Origin of the sequence: Aeromonas sp. R9-2 (assembly GCF_040908025.1) — a bacterium.
In the GTDB taxonomy this organism is placed as follows: domain Bacteria; phylum Pseudomonadota; class Gammaproteobacteria; order Enterobacterales; family Aeromonadaceae; genus Aeromonas; species Aeromonas veronii.
Map to the genome: position 1 here is coordinate 1 of NZ_JBFOCX010000032.1, position 16,458 is coordinate 16,458.

A 16,458-nucleotide genomic window follows, 5' to 3' on the forward strand; every position below is an offset into this window, starting at 1 on the left:
CGCAAGTATTCGGCTATTAAGCGCCATTTAGCCTCATTTTCGAGGCTTATCTCGATTTTTGGGCACAGCTATCCCATGCCCGTATCATCTGGTCCACGCGAAACAGATTCGCCAGCGTAAACAACATCGCCAGTTGGTTGTCGTTCTTGCGCAGCCCCTTGAACCGCGCCTTCACAAAGCCAAACTGACGTTTGATGATCCGAAACGGGTGCTCCACTTTGGCGCGGATGCTGGATTTGAGCCTCTCAAAGGCAATCACAGCCTTGTTTTTGCGCGGATGCTTTTTGAGCTCCTTGAGCCTGCCAGGTCGCATCACAATCGCCCATTGTGCCTTTACATCCGCCAGCTCTTCACGGTTTTCTGCACCCTGACATCCTGCGTCAGCGAACACAAATGCCTCCTCGCCATGGAGCCGATTTCCCACTTGATTGAGGTCGTGCTCATTGGCTGCCGTGGTCTCCAGACTGTGCGTCAGGCCACTCTTGGCATCGACACCGATATGAGCCTTCATGCCGAAGTGCCATTGATTGCCTTTCTTGGTCTGATGCATCTCGCCGTCACGCTCGCCACGCTTGTTCTTGGTCGAGCAAGGAGCCTCAATGAGAGTGGCATCGACCAGCGTGCCTTGCTTCATCATGATGCCGGCGTCAGAAAGCCACAGGTTGACGGTGTCGAAGAGCTGCCGGGCCAGCCGGTGCTGCTCCAGCAGATGGCGGAAGTTCATGATGGTGGTGCGGTCGGGGATGGCCTGGTCCAGTGAGAGCTTGGCAAACAGACGCATCGAAGCAATCTCGTAGAGCGCATCCTCCATGGCGCCGTCGCTAAGGCTATACCACTGTTGCATGCAGTGAATACGCAGCATGGTATCGAGTGGGTAGGGACGACGGCCATTACCTGCCTTGGGATAGACGGGCTCGATGACCTCCAGCATCATTGCCCATGGGAGCAACGCCTCCATGCGAGCCAGAAATAACTCCTTACGGGTTTTGCGGCGTTTGTCATTGAACTCGCTATCCGCGAAGGTGAGCTGATGATTCATGCTGAACCTTATCCCTGATGCCAAGTGGGGCTCATGATCTCACATCAGGAACTTGTTCGCACCTTCCCTAATTAGGACCAAATGTGACCACAAGCGGATTTGTGGTCACATTTGCGGTCAGGATTGGCGTCCATGCTCGTTGCAGCATAAATGCAAATATAGAGATATCCATGGCTGCTTAAGGTAGCGGCTTTGCAGGTAAAGCCGCCGTGCGGGATAGTGATGCACTGCTGGCGCTGGGCATCCAGCTCGCCGGTTTGCGGATGTTTGCCAGGTACCTTGATGGTGATGTTTTTCACCATTTTACACCTCCGGTTTGCCTTCAAAGTGGTGGGTCACAACGCCCGCTTCCGGGTCGATGCTGATAAACACCGGGGCTTGCGGGGAGTACTGGTAGAGCCGCGCCAGTTCGGCACGAAACGCCTCGATGTTTGGTGCAATCACATGGCTGGTATCCCCCTCGGCGTAGGTAAAGGTCTCGAGCGTCTGTGTGTTAATCCAGATACCGAAATACCAAGCATCCTCTTCGGTGTCGTATTGTTGCCACCCCTTGGCCTGCAACGTCCGGTCGTAGTAGTAACGGTCAGCCTGATGGCTGCCACGGTCGATGCGGCAACCGGTCACGGTGAGCTCAAGCGGGATACGCCCTACCTTCAGAGCCTTCTTGACCTGGCGCAATGTGTGCCGTGCCTTGGCCTTCTCTTTGCGCGGGTCGTAGGAGTTCAGCTTGCCGCCCACGTAGTTGAGGATCCCCTCGGCATTGGCGGCTGCATTGTGCGTTAGCGTGTGCAGCAGGGCGGTGACTTCACGGTGGGCCAGTGTGCCCACGTGATAGAACTTGTTCATGATATTTATCCTTGAAACAAACACCCCGCTAGTTAGCGGGGTGGTAGATATCGAGGTAGAGGTAGCCGTAGCTGCGCCTCGGACTGGCTTCACACACCCAGCCCTTGTGTTCAAGGCGAAACACCTCGTCCATGTCGGTGCATATCTGGTATGCCTTGGCCATCTTGGTTAACTCACGCAGAAAGTGCGGCAGTACCGTGTCGCACTCGGCCCGCCACGTCTCGTCTGGCTCGCCGTACATACCGGCACGGTCGCCCAGGAAATCAACATAACCACGTTGCAGAATGGCTCGAGCCCCGAGCTTGGGCAGGTTCGGGGTGCCCAGTCCCCATGTCATGTGCTCGAAGATGCTCATGTGTGGCTGCTCCAGTTTGGGTTGTCGTTGGTGCCGTGGTTGAAGTAGGCACCCACAATGGTGCGTCGCCACTCCCCAACGGGATAGCCGAGGTCGTTGCACTCACGCTCCCACCACGCAAAGTTAATCTCGCGGGGCAGGTTGTCCACCATGTCCAGTGGACTCACGAACAGCGTGGTCTTGTGCATCGTTGGCACGGGCTTGATCTTGTCGGGGCCAGTGCGCTTGCCGGTCTCGTCATAGTCGTGTGCCCACTTCGGGAAGGTGAGCTGATAGGTAATGAGCTTATGCAAATCGCTATGTGCGCTCATTGCCTGAGCAACTGCGACCTGAGTGAAGCTATCGTTGAATTCGATCATGGGTGTTTCTCTCTTTCTGCAGGTGAACGGTAAGCCGCTGCAAGCAGCGCAAACTGTTCGACCAGGTAACTGATGCTGATCCCCAGTTCATCACTGACCCCATCCCCCAGACGGTGATGCAGGTGTGCCATGTCATCGGCGATACGCTGGGCTATATGGGCAGTTGAGCTCGGAGGTGAGCTTGTCACGGTCAGAGTGATGGAAGGGTTCATCACATCTCTCCCCAGGGGGCTTGCTCCCACAGTGACAGCCGGGTCAGCACATCTTGCGCCAGCGCTTGCTGCAACTGCTGGATTATCTTCACTAGCCGGGGAGCCGGCTCGGGGCTCCCGCTCCATTCACTCGACTGGTACAGGGCGCTGCAGGTGAATTTGTACAGCGCCACCAGTTCGGCATCAGTGAGTGGTTCCTGGTGGTAACGGTGAGCAGGTTTAAGCGGTCCCAGTTTGGTTGAACCACGCTGGCGTGGTTCCTTCTGGTCCTGCTGACGCCCAAGCTGATAGCGATGCCAGACCGCCCGCCGATTGGCGAGCATCATCAGCCTAACCAGCCGGTCTACCCGCCACGTCCAGGTACTGGTGACATCCATTGGTGAGTTCCACCAGAGGGAGCGCAACAACTCAAGGGTGTAGTGCGGTGGCATGGGGGCATTGCAAAAACGGTGTAACTGCACGGCAAAGGCTAGGTAATCCTTGCGATCGATCATGAAGGCAGACATGGGGTGACTCCTTGAAATGCAAAAGGCCACCTTCGGTGAGGTGGCCTTGGGGGGGGGGATGGCGTTGGACCTGATGATCCGAGTTTGGCTAATGGCGCAGATGATGGAGCAGCGCATCGATGGCCTCGACACAATCGCTCTGGGTGAGCAGGTAGCCGTTCGGCAAATGAGCCACGATGGCGGGCTCTGCCTGCATCTGAACGTTATCTTCAAGCCAGCAACGCAACTCGATGAGGATATCGAGGGTGGTGAGGTGTGACTTACCTGGGGTTAGAGTCATAGCAGACCTCGCTCAGCCAGCGAGGCAACGCCCTCAGCACCGACCACCAGATGGTCGAGTAGCCGGATATCGACCAGGGCCAAGGCCTCTTTGAGGGCTTGGGTAAAGCCCCGGTCTGATTGGCTGGGTTCCGGGTCACCGCTTGGGTGATTGTGCACCGCGATGATGGCCCCGCAGTTGAGTAGCAGGGCCCGCTTGACCACTTCCCGTGGGTAGATGCTGGCGCTGTCCAAGGTGCCACGAAACAGCTCCTCAAAAGCCAACACGCGATGCTGGGAGTCGAGAAACAGTGCCCCAAACACCTCATGCTCCCGGTCTTGCAGCAGGGTTTGCAGTCGCTCGGCAGCCTCTGTAGTACTGGTGATGGCAGTGCCTTTGGCCAGGCGCTTACGGGCAATCTGGTTGGCGATACGCAGCAGGTCTTGCTCGGTCACCGGTTCGGTGACGACATAAGTGCCGGGGCATTCCCCGGCTTTGAGTTTGTGGTAACGCATGTGGGGTTCTCCAAATAAACAAAACCCCGACATGCTTCCTGCGTGCCGGGGTTAAAGGCAAAGAGGTTGTTGGTTCACTGTGAGGGGGGTTCAGTTGGCCGTGGTGGTGACGCCTTCCCTGGCGGTGGGTTCCTGCTTCACCGGCATTAGTGGTTCGGGACCTGCATGGTGAGTGGGATAGCGAGTGCCAGGCTTAATCGCTCGGCCAGTTCATAGGCAGGCCTTATGGTGTCGTAGTCAGCAACCCAGGTAGCCAGCCCTAACCCACTGGTCTCCACAGCCCGCAGGTAGACGTTGTAGCCCTGTCCGGTCAGGCCACTGTCACGCACCACCTGCGTCTCGCCATCTCGATTAATCGCTTCCAGCTCAACGGCTATCGGTTGCTTGGGCATAGTTCGTCTCCTCTTGGGATAAGGGGTCACTCTCCACGCGATAACCGTGATGAATGCAGGTACGCTGCAGGTCAGCCAGGAAGTTCGCCAGTACACGGGGTTGCTCGCTGAGAGAAACCGGTCCTGCTTGGCTGCGCCAGAAACAACGACGCTTAGGGTCCACGCAGATTTCATCCACGGGCTGGCTCATGGTGCGCCAGTCCTCGGCATTGGTGAGGGAGAGCAACTGCCACTGCACGCCAGACCAACGTAAGTGCAGCGTGACGGTGCGAGCGTTTGGGCTACCAGGAGACAGGTGCAGCAACCAGCGCTCGCCATGGCGAGTTGGTTGTAGTTTGGCCTTGGCGGCGACCAGCCCCAGCCACTGGCGTGAATAGTGAGAGAGCGGCAGTCCGTTAGTCATCACACACCTCCTACTCCCCACTGACCATGACGGAGAAATACCCCAACTGGGCGTAGCTCATGAAATTGCTCTGCCACAGGGCGAACAGTTCCCGCGCTTCCTCGTCGGGCAGTGGTCCCCAGCCCTGCAGATAGTGCTCGTCGCAGGAGAGGTTGAAGTCGAGCTCCTTGCAGAGCTCGGCATCCTGGCCCAGTCCCTGATAACTGAAGTCGGTGATGTAATCGAAGACCCAGCCGTGCAATCCCCGAATAAGTCGCAGCTCTACCGGATGGACGCCACCCGTCTCGGCACTGTAGGCGGGGCTGCGAAAGTTGAAGGTCAGGGTCGAGAGGTCGGTGAGGTCGAGTTGTTGTTCCCGCACGACGCTGCGCAGTAAGTCAGGCAGCTCGGGCGAAATTGGCAGGGCCATCCCTGCCAGGTGAAATGGCATGGTCATCATGGTGTGTCCTTTCATATCGAATGTGATAACCGTCAATCCCTCAGCCAGCGCCAGGTGCGGTAGAGGCCATAAGTGGCGGCGAGGGAAAGGGTGATGGGAACAGCTGTGGTGCTCAGCAGTGAACCCGCTGTTGCCGCCAGCATTGTGCGCGTTGACGTACTTAACATGGTGTTGGTGGCCAGCCCTGCGAGTGCTGAAGTGGTGGGCTGATTTACCACCGTACGCAAAGCCTGATGTGCGATATAGCCAGTGGCGATAAGCTGGTTAATCTGCTTGCTGTAGTGAAAGCCCTCGATACACCAGAGCACGAAGTGCTCACAGTTGTTAAAGAGGGGGCTGTAGTGCGCTTCCCCGAGGCGAGAATAGGCCCGGTCCATGCTTTCCTCCCGGTTGTAGGCGCGAGTCTCATGGTGGTGGATGTGGTAATCGTGCTCTTGGCAAAACTCAGCCAGGGAGGTGATGGTTATCTGGCCGGACAGTTCACCGGCACTGAAGCCTTGGTAATGGATGACCTGATGGTCCCCTAGATAGAGGCCGTGGTGTTGGTAACCGGTGCGAGGGGAAACAAGGTGGTCCCCAGGTTGTGGTAATGGCATGAACCGTTCCTTTAATAAAATGCCGCATAAAACAGAGGGCACCCGAAGGTGCCCTGATGGTGGTGAGTGTGTGGTGGCTGGTGGTCAGGATTGCTTGTGCAGCGTCAGGCTGCTGGCATCCCATGCCCAGCGCTCGCTGGGATTGCCGGGTAGATTGAGAGTAAAGCCATTGGGCTCGGGGCTCAGCTTGCCCTGGTCGCTGCACGTCCCAAATGCCTCAGACGTCATAGTGGGTGAATCTTGTCTGGCCACAACCAGTTGATAGAGCACGGGACAACCCACGCCACCACTGAACAGCTCAATCAGCGCGACCTGGCCACCGGGTATTGCAAACTGGTGGGCCACATCAACACCGGCATAACTGTCGTGATGAGTCAGTAGCTCACCATTGAGCAGTACATCGAAGTTCACCTCGTCATTCTTTCTCACCGTAAATCCGGTTGATGCTTTCGCCAACTTGGGTTGAAAATAGACACTGCCATCGGTGAAGGTCACCATGGCCCCTTCAAGCGACACCTGTGTCCCCACCAGGTCAATCAAGGCGGCGTAAGTCTCATCATCGGTCCATATCTCAACATCCCCTTGTCCAGGCACCTCGACCCAGTACTTCATGCTGGCGTAACTCAGCTTCCCGCTTAAGCTAGCAGGCACCTTTGTTTCAATCTCCAGTGCACCATCGGTAGCGAAGGTTGCCATCGAACAGCTGAGCAGCAGCCCCAGCGTGGCCGCTCGTAGTGTCCGGGTGAACAGTGTCGTCATGTGTCTCTCCATCAGTCTTTGCAAATAAGCCAGTACAGCAGTCCGGCCAGAATGGGGTCGATAATTAACCCGAGAATGAACCAGCCCCAGAATGAGCGTCCGTTACCTGCAGCAACAAAGCCCAGCAGTAACGCCAGTCCCACCCACAGCAGAATTAATGGCATGGATGTTTCTCCTATTTGAATGTGTAAGCCGCTTCACCCTGGTCGGTGAACACGGTGGCTTCGAGCAAGTTGCAGGTGCCCGGAATAATGGAGAGCTGGGTGCTCTGGCTGTATTTGAGTGATACCGGGAACGTGCGGTCTACCCCGTAGGGGCCGACTGCCACACACTTTCCTCGGTTGATGAGGATCTTCTTGATGGTGACTGCATCATTGAGGGACGTGACCTGTAACTGGGGACGGCCCAGTGAGTTGTAGAACAGGTCGAGCTTGAACTCTGGCGGTGATGCCTTGGTGCCGTCAGAGGCGCTGGTGTAGATAACCGCTGAGGCAGCAAGTACTGCAGCAGCGATAAGGTAGCGTTTCATGTCTGGTCTCCTGTGAAATCAAAAGACATAAGGGGGCCTGACCGATGAGGTAAGCCTCTCGGGTAAGCGGGGTCATACAGGTGATGTCAGTGAGTGCGCAGGCAGTTAGCCAAGCGCTACTGAAGAAAGTGGTTCGGGGTTAGGTCGTGTTGAAGACTCCTTTCGGCGCAGGTTCGAGTATTTCAATGCATTAGATCTAATAGGGTGATCCTCATCTCAACGAGTCCTTAATGTCAATAGGGTCCATGGTCAACCATATGGGTTGAGTGGAGGGCTTATGACAGACATCAACTTTGAAGAACTGGCCAAGAGCGTCGGTAAAGCGATTGGACGGCAACGCCAGCAAGCGGGGCTGACCCAGGAGCAAGTCGCAGAGCATCTGGATATCGGGATGGAAGCGGTCTCCCGGATGGAGCGGGGAAAAGTGGTGCCTACCGTGGTGCGGTTGGCAGAGCTCGCCCAGCTGTTTGAGTGTGAGCTGGCAGACTTCCTGCGTGAAACCAGCAACCGCCCTACCGAACAAGGCATTGTGCTCAGCCAGCAGTTGGCCAAGCTCAAGGCTGCTGACAGAGAACTGGTGCTGGAGGTGGTTGATAAGCTGGTGGCGCGATTAGCGCCTTAATGGCTCACAGTGCGCATCGATGACAAACCGATGCCGATACCAGGACCGATAACTTGGGAGGCCGCAATGGCGCTCCCAAGCAGCTTCACATCGATATCTGTTTACTCTCCCTTGATAATATCTATCTGAGATCTTTTTCAATCGAACTAGATCAGCACCGGCAATCCCGAACGGCGGGTACGTGGACGGCCGCGACGATTGCTCGCTTCAGTTATTTCCATGCGGCCAAAGGTACGGCGGCCAGAGGGAAGCGTGGCCAGCATCAACTCATCGTGCTTGGTCAGATACCCGAGCGCCTTTAACAGCTTCTCCTGCTTCTGCTCATCATCCCAATGCACCATGCCTATCCCATCAATTCCCCGTGCTTGGTAGTGCTCACGAAGGTGGGCACAGTTGAAATAGGTGCCAAGATCTTTGGTGTACTCTTCCCAGTGCTCTCCCAGTAATCGGCCTAGTGAGCGATCGTGCTGATGACGAGCGCCGTTGAAGATGAATACGGTGTGCATATGAAAGCGCCGGTCTTGGCCATATTCCATCTTCCAGATATACCCAACCAATCCAGGGAATTTTCGCTTGATGATGGCCAGATAGCACCTGCGATCTTCCATCGCAGTCTCGGGCGTTAGCCGACAATAAACCTTCTCCGTGTAGCCGAGGTCCAAGCGAATGAACAGTAGCTTTGCATATTGGTTGAATAGCGTCGGGATATATTTATCAAGACTCTGACTGTTACGGGGGGCGGCCCTTAATTTGTTATCCAGCCGCTTCTGGTGCTCCTTGCTATACAGCGCTTGGTGAAATGCGCTCAACGCCTGATTAATGTCGCGTGCTATTACATTTGCAGTCTCTTCATCTAATCCCCGTAGCTTGATTTTTGCTAACCCATGTACATGTTGCATGTGGCGTAAAAACAATTCCACCGTAGGATGTGAAGATGAAATGTCAGTATGGCTATAGAAATAGTCATCAGCATCCTCCAATACATCGAGCAATCCTTTTGTTTCGCTGGTAAAACACAGCTTGTTTGGTGCAGTGGTTATCAAAGAGACCATCGGTGCTGTTTCAGTATTTAAGCTGTTCACAAGTGCAATGATGGATATTAGTCTCGTCTTATTAAACATAGAACCTCTTTTTTAGGCAAGGTTACCCCTACGCGATGTGATAGGCACATGCGTATATCAGGGGAAGGGAATAAGTGGTGAGGGTTAGTATCACCACCTAATGGTGGATGATAAGATGGTTATTGAATGGTTGTAGTAACTAATGGGATAGAGATGTAGTAATAAATAGGATGTAATGATACTGGTTTAGTACTCAACAGAGTGTAATGACCAATAATAAATATACCTTAATGCTCAGCCACCCGAAGCAGGTGTTAAAACTTGGATTTTCATATATAAGCATAAATTACATTATCAATCCCCTTCTAGGCGTTAATATGCTCTTTTTGATGATTGCAAGTTATGGAGGTAATGATGGTGTAAATTAGACTGTTCTTTGTTTTATCAAGTTTTCGACCCAAGTATCAATTTCATGCTCTAACCAACCGACAGCGGATAAACCCAGTTTGATGGGTTTGGGGAAGGAGCTGTCATAGCGTGGTGACTTTGGGTTGATACGGTCGTATATGGTTGAACGGGCCATGCCGATTTTTTTCATGAGGTCTTTAATGCGCAGAACTTTGATGGTGTTGTTCATGGATGTACTCCTGAGGGTGGGGTTGTGCTCAGTAGATAATCCACGTAGTAATTTTTAAATGTTTTGATTTGGCTTCAGTGCCTCATAGGCTATTCACTGCATACTCATCTAGGCACACTGATAGATGTAACCCTAACTAAAATTTATTTATCACATCTACCAGCGTGAAGGCGTCTTGAGCCTCTTTGATATGCCACTCTCTGTATCTTTAAACTAAGCGTTCTTCTAGAGGTGGGGCGGAAAAATCTAGCCTCACCAGGTCAATCTCGACATGCAAGCCATGTAAACTAGCAACGGACATTACTATAGATATACATGAAAAATGCTTGTAGTTAGCCTGCTTTTTGCTAGATTAACGCAATAAGGTTGCTTGATTTCTACGAGGTAGATTATGACTGGTTTTTTTGTTAATGGGATTAAGTGGGATGCCGCTAATACTGGAAGGTCAATTGACATAGCGTACTTTTATTATTGTCATAACATTAACAGGGATGCCGATTTTTACGCATTTGAAAATGCGGGCTCTAAAGAGGACTTTCTTCGGCAGGAGATCGCGCGGGCGGTAAAGAATGAAAGCAGACTGAAAAAGCTAACTAGTTACATTAAGTGTAATGGCGGTGATGTTTTACAGTCTAAAAACAATCCTGACATCCTTTACAAGGCCTTGCTCGATGTTTCAGCATCCTTTATGCTTGACCGAGAAAAACTGGCATTTATAGAGAGGAATGGTCGAGCAATAGACTTTTTTTGGAGTCTATTCCATATGTATTAAATTGATCTGGCTGTTTATCGTGAAGGCCGCTCGTCAGAATTAAGTATTTCACCTCTTGCCAAGCTCAATCCAGATATGCCTCACGATATCTACACTGCACTAAATAAGCGTCATCACGAGCGAAGCTTATTATCTCACAAGTTACATATTTCAACTCAAGCTATCAATGAGAAAGATAGGTTTAACGATATTGTTAGATTTTTTGATCGTTGGGATTGTAGTATTCCAGAGAAATCAAAACACCTAGCCTCCATGGAAAAAATATGGGAAATCCAAAAAAATCACATTGATATGGTCAAATGGGTTAAGCTCAACCAGAATATGTACAAGTGGGCGTGGGACTACACATTAGAAAATGCATTCAATAACCAAGTGCCACTATGGGCAACTAAGGATAGTTCCAACGAATTCATTGGTCGTCAGCTTGTAATCGCATGGGACCTCATGTTTTCCAACCCAGACCGACAAGCATTGTTTATGATGAGATTTAAAAAGGCGGCATCACAGCAAAAGACTAGAATGAAAAGGGAGACGATAAAGCCATCAACATTCTATCTTGATGACGATGTTAAGAAAAAGTTGAATGTCATGGTGAAGAATCTTAAAATGACAAAGTCTGCATTGGTCGCAAGTCTAATAGAAAATGCTGATGAAAATGATCTCCGTTAACTTTATTGGCACATTTAGCCGTGCCATACTTCCTCGCTTTGTTTAAACAAATTTAATGATAGATAAAAAGATGAGGCCTTCAATGAATGAGTTTTTGAAAGTACTGTTGAACATCCGCAGTCTACGCGCAGCAATGCGCGAGCTGTCTCTGGAACAAGTGAAAGAAGCTCACGAGAAAATCGAAGCGATTTATCTGGATCGCTTGGAACTGGCTGAAAAAGAGCAAGTTGCAAATGCTGAGCACCAACAAAAGCTGGCTGAGTTCCAAGCGATGTTGGCTCAAGCAGGTATTGATCCCACAGAGTTGGTTGGCAGTGCCCCGGCAGTAGCGACTATGGCTAAAGCTAAACGAGCACCTCGGCCCCCGAAATACCGTTATGTTGAGAATGGCGTAGAGAAAACCTGGACCGGTCAGGGCCGAACCCCCAAGTTCCTGGCTGAGCAGTTCGAGCAAGGTCGTCAGCTGGATGACTTCCTCATCTAAATAAACAAGGCCATGCCCTCACGGTGTGGCCTTTCTGTTTACACGCTCCGTGGCTCAATGAATGACTGCCCTCGTCGCTACGAACCAGGAATATTCGGTAATGATCTGTCGCATCACTGAGGTTAGATCTAATGACAATATTCAAAACATCCATTAGTATGTGCATGATGCTGACTTAGCTCAGTAGGCCGCCAGTTCGATTCCTCTCGTCAGCACAACGATAACCACCGGGTTCCTCATAGCCGCTCCTGATGCCAGCCATAAAAGACGCAGAGCGTACCAATTTGGATGCTCGATTACAGGAAGTCATTGATAGTTGGTATCCACGTCGCCCCAGACGTTGGCTAGCTAAATATGGCGGTTGGCGAGTTGAAAAGCGCTCCCTCCTCACGCAGCAATATTCGATACGTGACGAAGCCCAAACCTTGCTGAGAAGTAGTTAAGCCAGTGAAGATACTTCTTCACCGCGGGATGTCATTTGGGTTTCCCGTAGCTGGATTTTGCTGTTTATTCCCCATCTCTTGGGCAAAGGTCAGATAACGCATGGCTTTGATCACCCAGTGCAATCTACCCTTGACAGATTGGCCTTGCTATCTTTATATCCTATCGCTGCAGCAGGTCTGATGCCATTATCGCTCTTCAGTTTGATCTATTAGTGTATCACGTTCGGTGAACGATGCCAAGCCACTGTATTTTCTGTAGCGATGCAGCCTCCTAACAATGAAGATGAATAAGCATCAGCATAAAGCTGACAAAGTTGCAATTATATCGACTCAACTTGTCCTAAAATACTTCTTTTCAGGCGTATTTCTCAACACAAGAGCCGCTTTATGATGATGCGAATTAATTGTTCTTGCAACTTGTTCAGATTGGTCTTATTTGGCCCCATTTGCGGCAAAGCAAGTCATGCCATGTCAGAGGGTCGGGTTGGTCTGTGTCATCTCGTCGTCGATGGGGGTGCTGTTTTTCATCAAGCGTGTACGGATAGATATGGACGATACGAATCATCAACTGCTGCCCCCCCTTACTGCGCACAGTCTGTTCATTAATGACCATGATGTCGGGCAGAAGCCGTATCTTTGAGAATATGTGACCCATTGACCAGACTGAGCAGCCTAATACCTCTGCGGCCTCTCTGGCGCTGACTAGACGTTGTTGTTCATGGAGCCAGTGGGCTACTTGCAAGATGCGTGGAAGTGGTATGCCTGTTGGATTGATTGCCAATGAACATTCCTGTTTTTATCTGGGTGGTGGTGAATGGGCGAATGTGATGAATTGTCCAAATTCATAGCATATGCTAAGGGGCCACTTTTTGCAGGCCTATAGATCAACGTGTTAGAGAAGAGGACTCATAATCCATTAGTTGCAGGTTCGAGTCTTGCTGTGTGCACCACAAAACTTGAGTAGTGAAATTGGGAGACACTACTGACAGGGTAAAATTCTCTTGTCGGATCGACTCTGTCCTCTGGAGTTGTTTCCATATGCCCTCCTTTTCTATAAACGGTAATGAATGAAATATTTGATTTGGTCATTGTAAATTTAACTTATTTATGGATGGAAGCACACTCAAAAACTCTGAAATCCCTAAGAAATCCTTAAGCCCTTAAGTGGTTTTGGTCATTCATAACTTCAATAATAATAGAAATTCGTTTTTTTAAGAACAAGCGTGTTAAAAGTACCACCGATCTTGTAATGGTTGTATTAAATAAAGATTTAAATAAATATAAAATTATTTTTATGGGCGCGGGCGAGCAGCGCTGGTTTATTGATAACAACAATGTGGTGATGGTGACAATAAAATGCAGGCTATATTTTAATTTATCTAGCTAATGTATTTTATTACGATTTCTGGGGGGAGGGAAAAACCTTGGCATGTTCTCATGAGCATCACTCGATATGAGGGGGGAGATCCAGTACTAGTCATCAGCTCACTTACGCAGATAGCGAGTAAGTTGGTATCAAGACTGCGCCGATAGCTTGGCCAGTCTATCGCTGGCTATGGCATTTCCGCACGTGATGGCTATGACCTTTAATCTATGGTCTTTATATTCTCTACCAGCATAATGTCAAAGAGTTTGTTTGGAGCCACAAGCAGGTTTGATGGGGAGCATATGGAGCTCAAATTGAGCTAACTTCTGGTTCGTGAAAGCAACACTGTTGTTCTATGGATTTTATGCACGAGCAACTCGGTTAGTGTGACTGTTAATGTGATCGATGATTTTCACTGAAACGCGCTGTGTATTGAGGTCGACTTTCGACTGCTCGCCTCGGGGGAAAGTGTGCTCTGGTGCCGGTTATTGAGTGCTGTGGGGCGTTGTTGCCTAAATCGATGCAGTTTGAAGGGAACTTACTGAGGACTCGGTGATCTGATCACCACCATCCCCCTTCAAGTCTGCATCATGGGCATGTCGCTTCACCCCATCACCAACTGGCCCAATTCAACAAGTCTTTGATTAACCGTGGTTCCCTCACTTTCTGGGTTGATGCTGGCGCTATGGATAACTGGTTCCACCATGATCATCATGGGCGGCGGGGTCGCAGCCAGCTTTACACCGACCAGACCATCTGTACCTTCCTTATGCTCAAGGGGATTTTCAACCTCACTCTGCGGGCCACTCAGGGGCTACTCGACTCTCTGTTCGAATTGATGAACGTACCGCTTTGTGCCCCCGATTACAGTTGTGTCATCAAGCGCGCTCGCACGGTGACAGTGGCCTATCGGCAGCCTAGTAAGGGGCGTATCACCGATTTGGTCATCGACTCGACTGGCCTCAAGGTATTTGGGGAGGGCGAGTGGAAAGTCAGAAAGCACGGCGCCGAAAAACGGCGAGTCTGGCGCAAGTTGCATCTGGCTGTGGACCCAGCCACTCACGATATCGTCGCGGTGGAAGTCTCGCTGGAAAATGTCCATGATGCCGAGGTGCTACCAACTCTGCTCAATCCACTACGGCGCAAGCTGGGGCGTGTTTATGCAGACGGTGCCTACGACAGCAAAGCCAGCCATCAGCTAATCTCGCACAAAGGGGCGACAGCCTGTATCCCGCCTCGCAAAAGCACAGGGTTATGGAAAAAGGGGCACCCAAGAAATGAGGCTGTGCTGGTAATGCGCAAGGAAGGGCTGACGCACTGGAAGAAGATATCGGGGTATCACCGTCGCTCGCTGGCAGAGACGGCGATGTATCGATTCAAGCAGTTGCTGGCGGGGAAAATCAGTCTGCGTAATTACAACGGCCAAGTGGGAGAAGTCATGGCGTATGTAAGCGCCATAAACAAGCTGAATATTCTTGGCCTACCTGTTAGAAAGCCCTAAGTGTAGCGGTCACCTGGGGCTGGGGAAGTCATGACTTGCACGTTGATTTGGGCAACAACGCCGATTGCAGCCGATACTCCACCTTTACCGTGCGAGTCTGCTTGCTGACACAGATATGGTAGTGAGCCAGTGGGGCTGGAGTTTTTGGGGCTGCACAGTTATTAAAATCTAATCCTTTATAAATGGGGAAAGATTAACACGAACACTTCTTTATATTGCATTATATTTTCCCAAGCATGTTTGATAATTTCTCTAGGCAGGAGGATAAATAATTATTAGGTGAGAACACGAACTGGTAACCGAGGCCAGTATGTACGGGATTATTGAAAGGAATTGCCAGTTCACCTAACGATAGGCATCTCTCAAGCATTCGAGGATCAACTATTGCAATACCTTGGCCAAGAATTGCTGCATTCAGTGCCATTTCTTGACTATCAAAATGGATGCCCTTCTTAACAGAAGGGAGTTCTAATTCATGATGTTGTAGCCAGCATTGCCACTCAGAACTATCATGCTCTGGATGTAATAAAGTATGATCTAGTAAATCACTATATTTTACTATGCTTGGTACTAGTCTGGGAGGACAAACAGGTACGAGGGATTCTGAAAATAACTGTTTGCTATTAAGACCTGGCCAGTGATTGCCACGAATAATGGCTGCATCGCAGCCCAGTTGTATGAGTGCAGGCATATCAGCGCTGAAGGTTACTAATTCAATAGACAGCTCTGGCAAAGCCTCCGAAAGAAGTGGTAAACGTGGTAACAGCCATCTCAACGCCAAAGTTGGTGGCACTTGTAAGCGTATTTTCTTTTTTGATGCAGTCATCGTGTGAAAGCAATCAGAAAGTAACGCTACTGCTTGTCTGATATTAGGAGAAATCTGTATTCCTGCAGGATTAAGCTGCATACCCAGCGTACTTCTTTCAAATAAAGGGCGGCCGTAGTATGTTTCTAACAATTGGATCTGGCGACTCACAGTGCCTTGTGTACGATGCAAATGAGTCGCCGCACGGCTTAAGCTACCCAACTCTGCAACAGCGATAAAAGCCTGCAAAGATAGTATGGGGGGGAGTGGGTTTAATAGCTCTGGTAGTGGGTATTCGTCTAATGCAAGTAGGGGTTGCAAATTACTCGATTTTGTTAGCATTGAAATCTCTCTAAAGTTTATACGCTGGATCAAAATAAAGGTTATATAAGATGGATAATTTCTCGAGAAACATTCTTAAACAGCAGGTTAAATCATACCTCAATTCCTTGGAGGATAAGAACTTAAGTTGCATTCTAGCTCTTTTTGCAAAAAATGCATGGATACACTCACCATTAGCCGGAATGATTAAGCCTGAACCCTTCTATCATCATCTTTTTGATGTATCGAAAGGAGGAGGGATTAAGGTACGTGACATCGCAGTCAGTGAGTGCGGAAACCCTTGTGTGTATGCACGGTTCATATACGAGTGGTGTCTTGATGATGGGCGAAAATCTGTTCTGGATTGTGTTGATGTATTTACGTTTGATGAGCATGGCAAGATAAAAACGTTAGAAATTATCTATGACACATATGAAACAAGAATGATTGTCGGTGATGTGCTAACTTTAAAGGAGTGACTATACTCGGAATTTTCTGATAAATGATAAATAATTGGATGTCAATATAGTTGTTTTTAAATAGTGCAGCCTATCGGCCGCACTATTTT

Annotated in this window: 23 protein-coding genes and 2 pseudogenes; 6 read left to right on the forward strand and 19 right to left on the reverse strand. The window is 50.3% G+C overall.

What is annotated here, in order from left to right; genetic code table 11:
* Positions 1–46: 46 nt before the first annotated feature.
* The 16 genes and pseudogenes from AB5Y71_RS17900 to AB5Y71_RS17975 all read right to left on the reverse strand — a co-directional run bounded on the left by AB5Y71_RS17900 (position 47) and on the right by AB5Y71_RS17975 (position 7,209).
* On the reverse strand, positions 47–1,039 hold the full coding sequence (locus tag AB5Y71_RS17900) for an IS5 family transposase (protein ID WP_368172135.1): 993 nt from the start codon (positions 1,037–1,039) through the stop codon (positions 47–49).
* A 71-nt stretch (positions 1,040–1,110) separates the two neighbouring features.
* Positions 1,111–1,341: a type IV toxin-antitoxin system YeeU family antitoxin gene (locus AB5Y71_RS17905; protein ID WP_201910760.1), complete on the reverse strand. Its 231-nt coding sequence runs from the start codon at positions 1,339–1,341 to the stop codon at positions 1,111–1,113.
* Position 1,342: 1 nt separating this feature from the next.
* Positions 1,343–1,885 carry a hypothetical protein gene (locus tag AB5Y71_RS17910; protein ID WP_368172136.1) on the reverse strand — a complete coding sequence of 181 codons (543 nt, stop codon included), beginning with the start codon at positions 1,883–1,885 and terminating at the stop codon, positions 1,343–1,345.
* A 28-nt stretch (positions 1,886–1,913) separates the two neighbouring features.
* Positions 1,914–2,240, reverse strand: a complete 327-nt coding sequence (locus AB5Y71_RS17915) for a type IV toxin-antitoxin system YeeU family antitoxin (RefSeq protein ID WP_368172137.1) — start codon at positions 2,238–2,240, stop codon at positions 1,914–1,916.
* Positions 2,237–2,599, reverse strand: a complete 363-nt coding sequence (locus AB5Y71_RS17920) for a hypothetical protein (RefSeq protein ID WP_201910755.1) — start codon at positions 2,597–2,599, stop codon at positions 2,237–2,239. Before AB5Y71_RS17920 ends, AB5Y71_RS17915 begins: the two co-directional genes overlap by 4 nt.
* Positions 2,596–2,811 carry a hypothetical protein gene (locus AB5Y71_RS17925; protein WP_201910754.1) on the reverse strand — a complete coding sequence of 72 codons (216 nt, stop codon included), beginning with the start codon at positions 2,809–2,811 and terminating at the stop codon, positions 2,596–2,598. Before AB5Y71_RS17925 ends, AB5Y71_RS17920 begins: the two co-directional genes overlap by 4 nt.
* Positions 2,811–3,317, reverse strand: a complete 507-nt coding sequence (locus AB5Y71_RS17930; RefSeq protein WP_368172138.1) for a hypothetical protein — start codon at positions 3,315–3,317, stop codon at positions 2,811–2,813. The genes AB5Y71_RS17925 and AB5Y71_RS17930 overlap by 1 nt, the downstream gene beginning before the upstream one ends.
* A gap of 88 nt (positions 3,318–3,405) precedes the next feature.
* Complete coding sequence (locus AB5Y71_RS17935; protein ID WP_081990749.1) at positions 3,406–3,597, reverse strand: hypothetical protein; 192 nt, start codon at positions 3,595–3,597, stop codon at positions 3,406–3,408.
* Positions 3,594–4,091: a DNA repair protein RadC gene (gene radC, locus AB5Y71_RS17940; protein WP_167572958.1), complete on the reverse strand. Its 498-nt coding sequence runs from the start codon at positions 4,089–4,091 to the stop codon at positions 3,594–3,596. The genes AB5Y71_RS17935 and radC overlap by 4 nt, the downstream gene beginning before the upstream one ends.
* Positions 4,092–4,181: 90 nt before the next feature.
* Positions 4,182–4,483: pseudogene (locus AB5Y71_RS17945) on the reverse strand (hypothetical protein).
* Positions 4,458–4,886, reverse strand: coding sequence for a hypothetical protein (locus AB5Y71_RS17950; RefSeq protein ID WP_368172139.1), 429 nt, complete (start codon positions 4,884–4,886; stop codon positions 4,458–4,460). The pseudogene AB5Y71_RS17945 and the gene AB5Y71_RS17950 overlap by 26 nt, the downstream one beginning before the upstream one ends.
* 10 nt (positions 4,887–4,896) lie before the next feature.
* Complete coding sequence (locus AB5Y71_RS17955) at positions 4,897–5,322, reverse strand: DUF2787 family protein (RefSeq protein WP_368172157.1); 426 nt, start codon at positions 5,320–5,322, stop codon at positions 4,897–4,899.
* Positions 5,323–5,357: 35 nt separating this feature from the next.
* Positions 5,358–5,921: a lecithin retinol acyltransferase family protein gene (locus tag AB5Y71_RS17960; protein ID WP_368172140.1), complete on the reverse strand. Its 564-nt coding sequence runs from the start codon at positions 5,919–5,921 to the stop codon at positions 5,358–5,360.
* 84 nt (positions 5,922–6,005) lie between these two features.
* Positions 6,006–6,680, reverse strand: a complete 675-nt coding sequence (locus tag AB5Y71_RS17965; protein WP_368172141.1) for a hypothetical protein — start codon at positions 6,678–6,680, stop codon at positions 6,006–6,008.
* 11 nt (positions 6,681–6,691) lie between these two features.
* Entirely contained in the window at positions 6,692–6,844 is a 153-nt protein-coding gene (locus tag AB5Y71_RS17970; protein ID WP_021137985.1) for a hypothetical protein, read from the reverse strand.
* A gap of 11 nt (positions 6,845–6,855) precedes the next feature.
* Entirely contained in the window at positions 6,856–7,209 is a 354-nt protein-coding gene (locus tag AB5Y71_RS17975; protein WP_115544586.1) for a hypothetical protein, read from the reverse strand.
* A gap of 277 nt (positions 7,210–7,486) precedes the next feature.
* Here AB5Y71_RS17975 and AB5Y71_RS17980 point away from each other — a divergent pair, with 277 nt between their 5' ends.
* A complete protein-coding gene (locus AB5Y71_RS17980) occupies positions 7,487–7,831 on the forward strand; it encodes a helix-turn-helix domain-containing protein (protein ID WP_045790340.1) in 345 nt (114 codons plus the stop codon).
* 146 nt (positions 7,832–7,977) lie between these two features.
* Here the strand turns inward: AB5Y71_RS17980 and AB5Y71_RS17985 are convergent, their stop codons facing one another.
* Both AB5Y71_RS17985 and AB5Y71_RS17990 read right to left on the reverse strand, forming a co-directional pair.
* Entirely contained in the window at positions 7,978–8,952 is a 975-nt protein-coding gene (locus tag AB5Y71_RS17985) for an inovirus-type Gp2 protein (RefSeq protein ID WP_368172142.1), read from the reverse strand.
* Positions 8,953–9,316: 364 nt separating this feature from the next.
* Positions 9,317–9,529: a helix-turn-helix transcriptional regulator gene (locus tag AB5Y71_RS17990; RefSeq protein WP_368172143.1), complete on the reverse strand. Its 213-nt coding sequence runs from the start codon at positions 9,527–9,529 to the stop codon at positions 9,317–9,319.
* 391 nt (positions 9,530–9,920) lie between these two features.
* Here AB5Y71_RS17990 and AB5Y71_RS17995 point away from each other — a divergent pair, with 391 nt between their 5' ends.
* From AB5Y71_RS17995 to AB5Y71_RS18010, 4 genes and pseudogenes are all read left to right on the forward strand, one after another.
* A complete protein-coding gene (locus AB5Y71_RS17995; RefSeq protein ID WP_368172144.1) occupies positions 9,921–10,301 on the forward strand; it encodes a hypothetical protein in 381 nt (126 codons plus the stop codon).
* Positions 10,302–10,376: 75 nt separating this feature from the next.
* On the forward strand, positions 10,377–10,970 hold the full coding sequence (locus tag AB5Y71_RS18000) for a hypothetical protein (protein WP_368172145.1): 594 nt from the start codon (positions 10,377–10,379) through the stop codon (positions 10,968–10,970).
* Positions 10,971–11,052: 82 nt separating this feature from the next.
* The gene (locus AB5Y71_RS18005) at positions 11,053–11,454 is read left to right on the forward strand and encodes an H-NS family nucleoid-associated regulatory protein (protein WP_368172146.1); all 402 of its coding nucleotides are present in this window, start codon (positions 11,053–11,055) and stop codon (positions 11,452–11,454) included.
* Positions 11,455–13,853: 2,399 nt separating this feature from the next.
* Positions 13,854–14,764 (forward strand): annotated as a pseudogene (locus AB5Y71_RS18010) (IS5 family transposase).
* Between the two features lie 220 nt (positions 14,765–14,984).
* Here AB5Y71_RS18010 and AB5Y71_RS18015 read toward each other — a convergent pair.
* Positions 14,985–15,911 (reverse strand): LysR substrate-binding domain-containing protein, encoded by a 927-nt coding sequence (locus tag AB5Y71_RS18015; RefSeq protein ID WP_368172147.1) that lies wholly within the window; start codon positions 15,909–15,911, stop codon positions 14,985–14,987.
* Positions 15,912–15,961: 50 nt separating this feature from the next.
* Between AB5Y71_RS18015 and AB5Y71_RS18020 the strand changes: the two genes are divergently transcribed.
* The gene (locus tag AB5Y71_RS18020; RefSeq protein WP_368172148.1) at positions 15,962–16,369 is read left to right on the forward strand and encodes a nuclear transport factor 2 family protein; all 408 of its coding nucleotides are present in this window, start codon (positions 15,962–15,964) and stop codon (positions 16,367–16,369) included.
* Positions 16,370–16,458 lie beyond the last annotated feature (89 nt).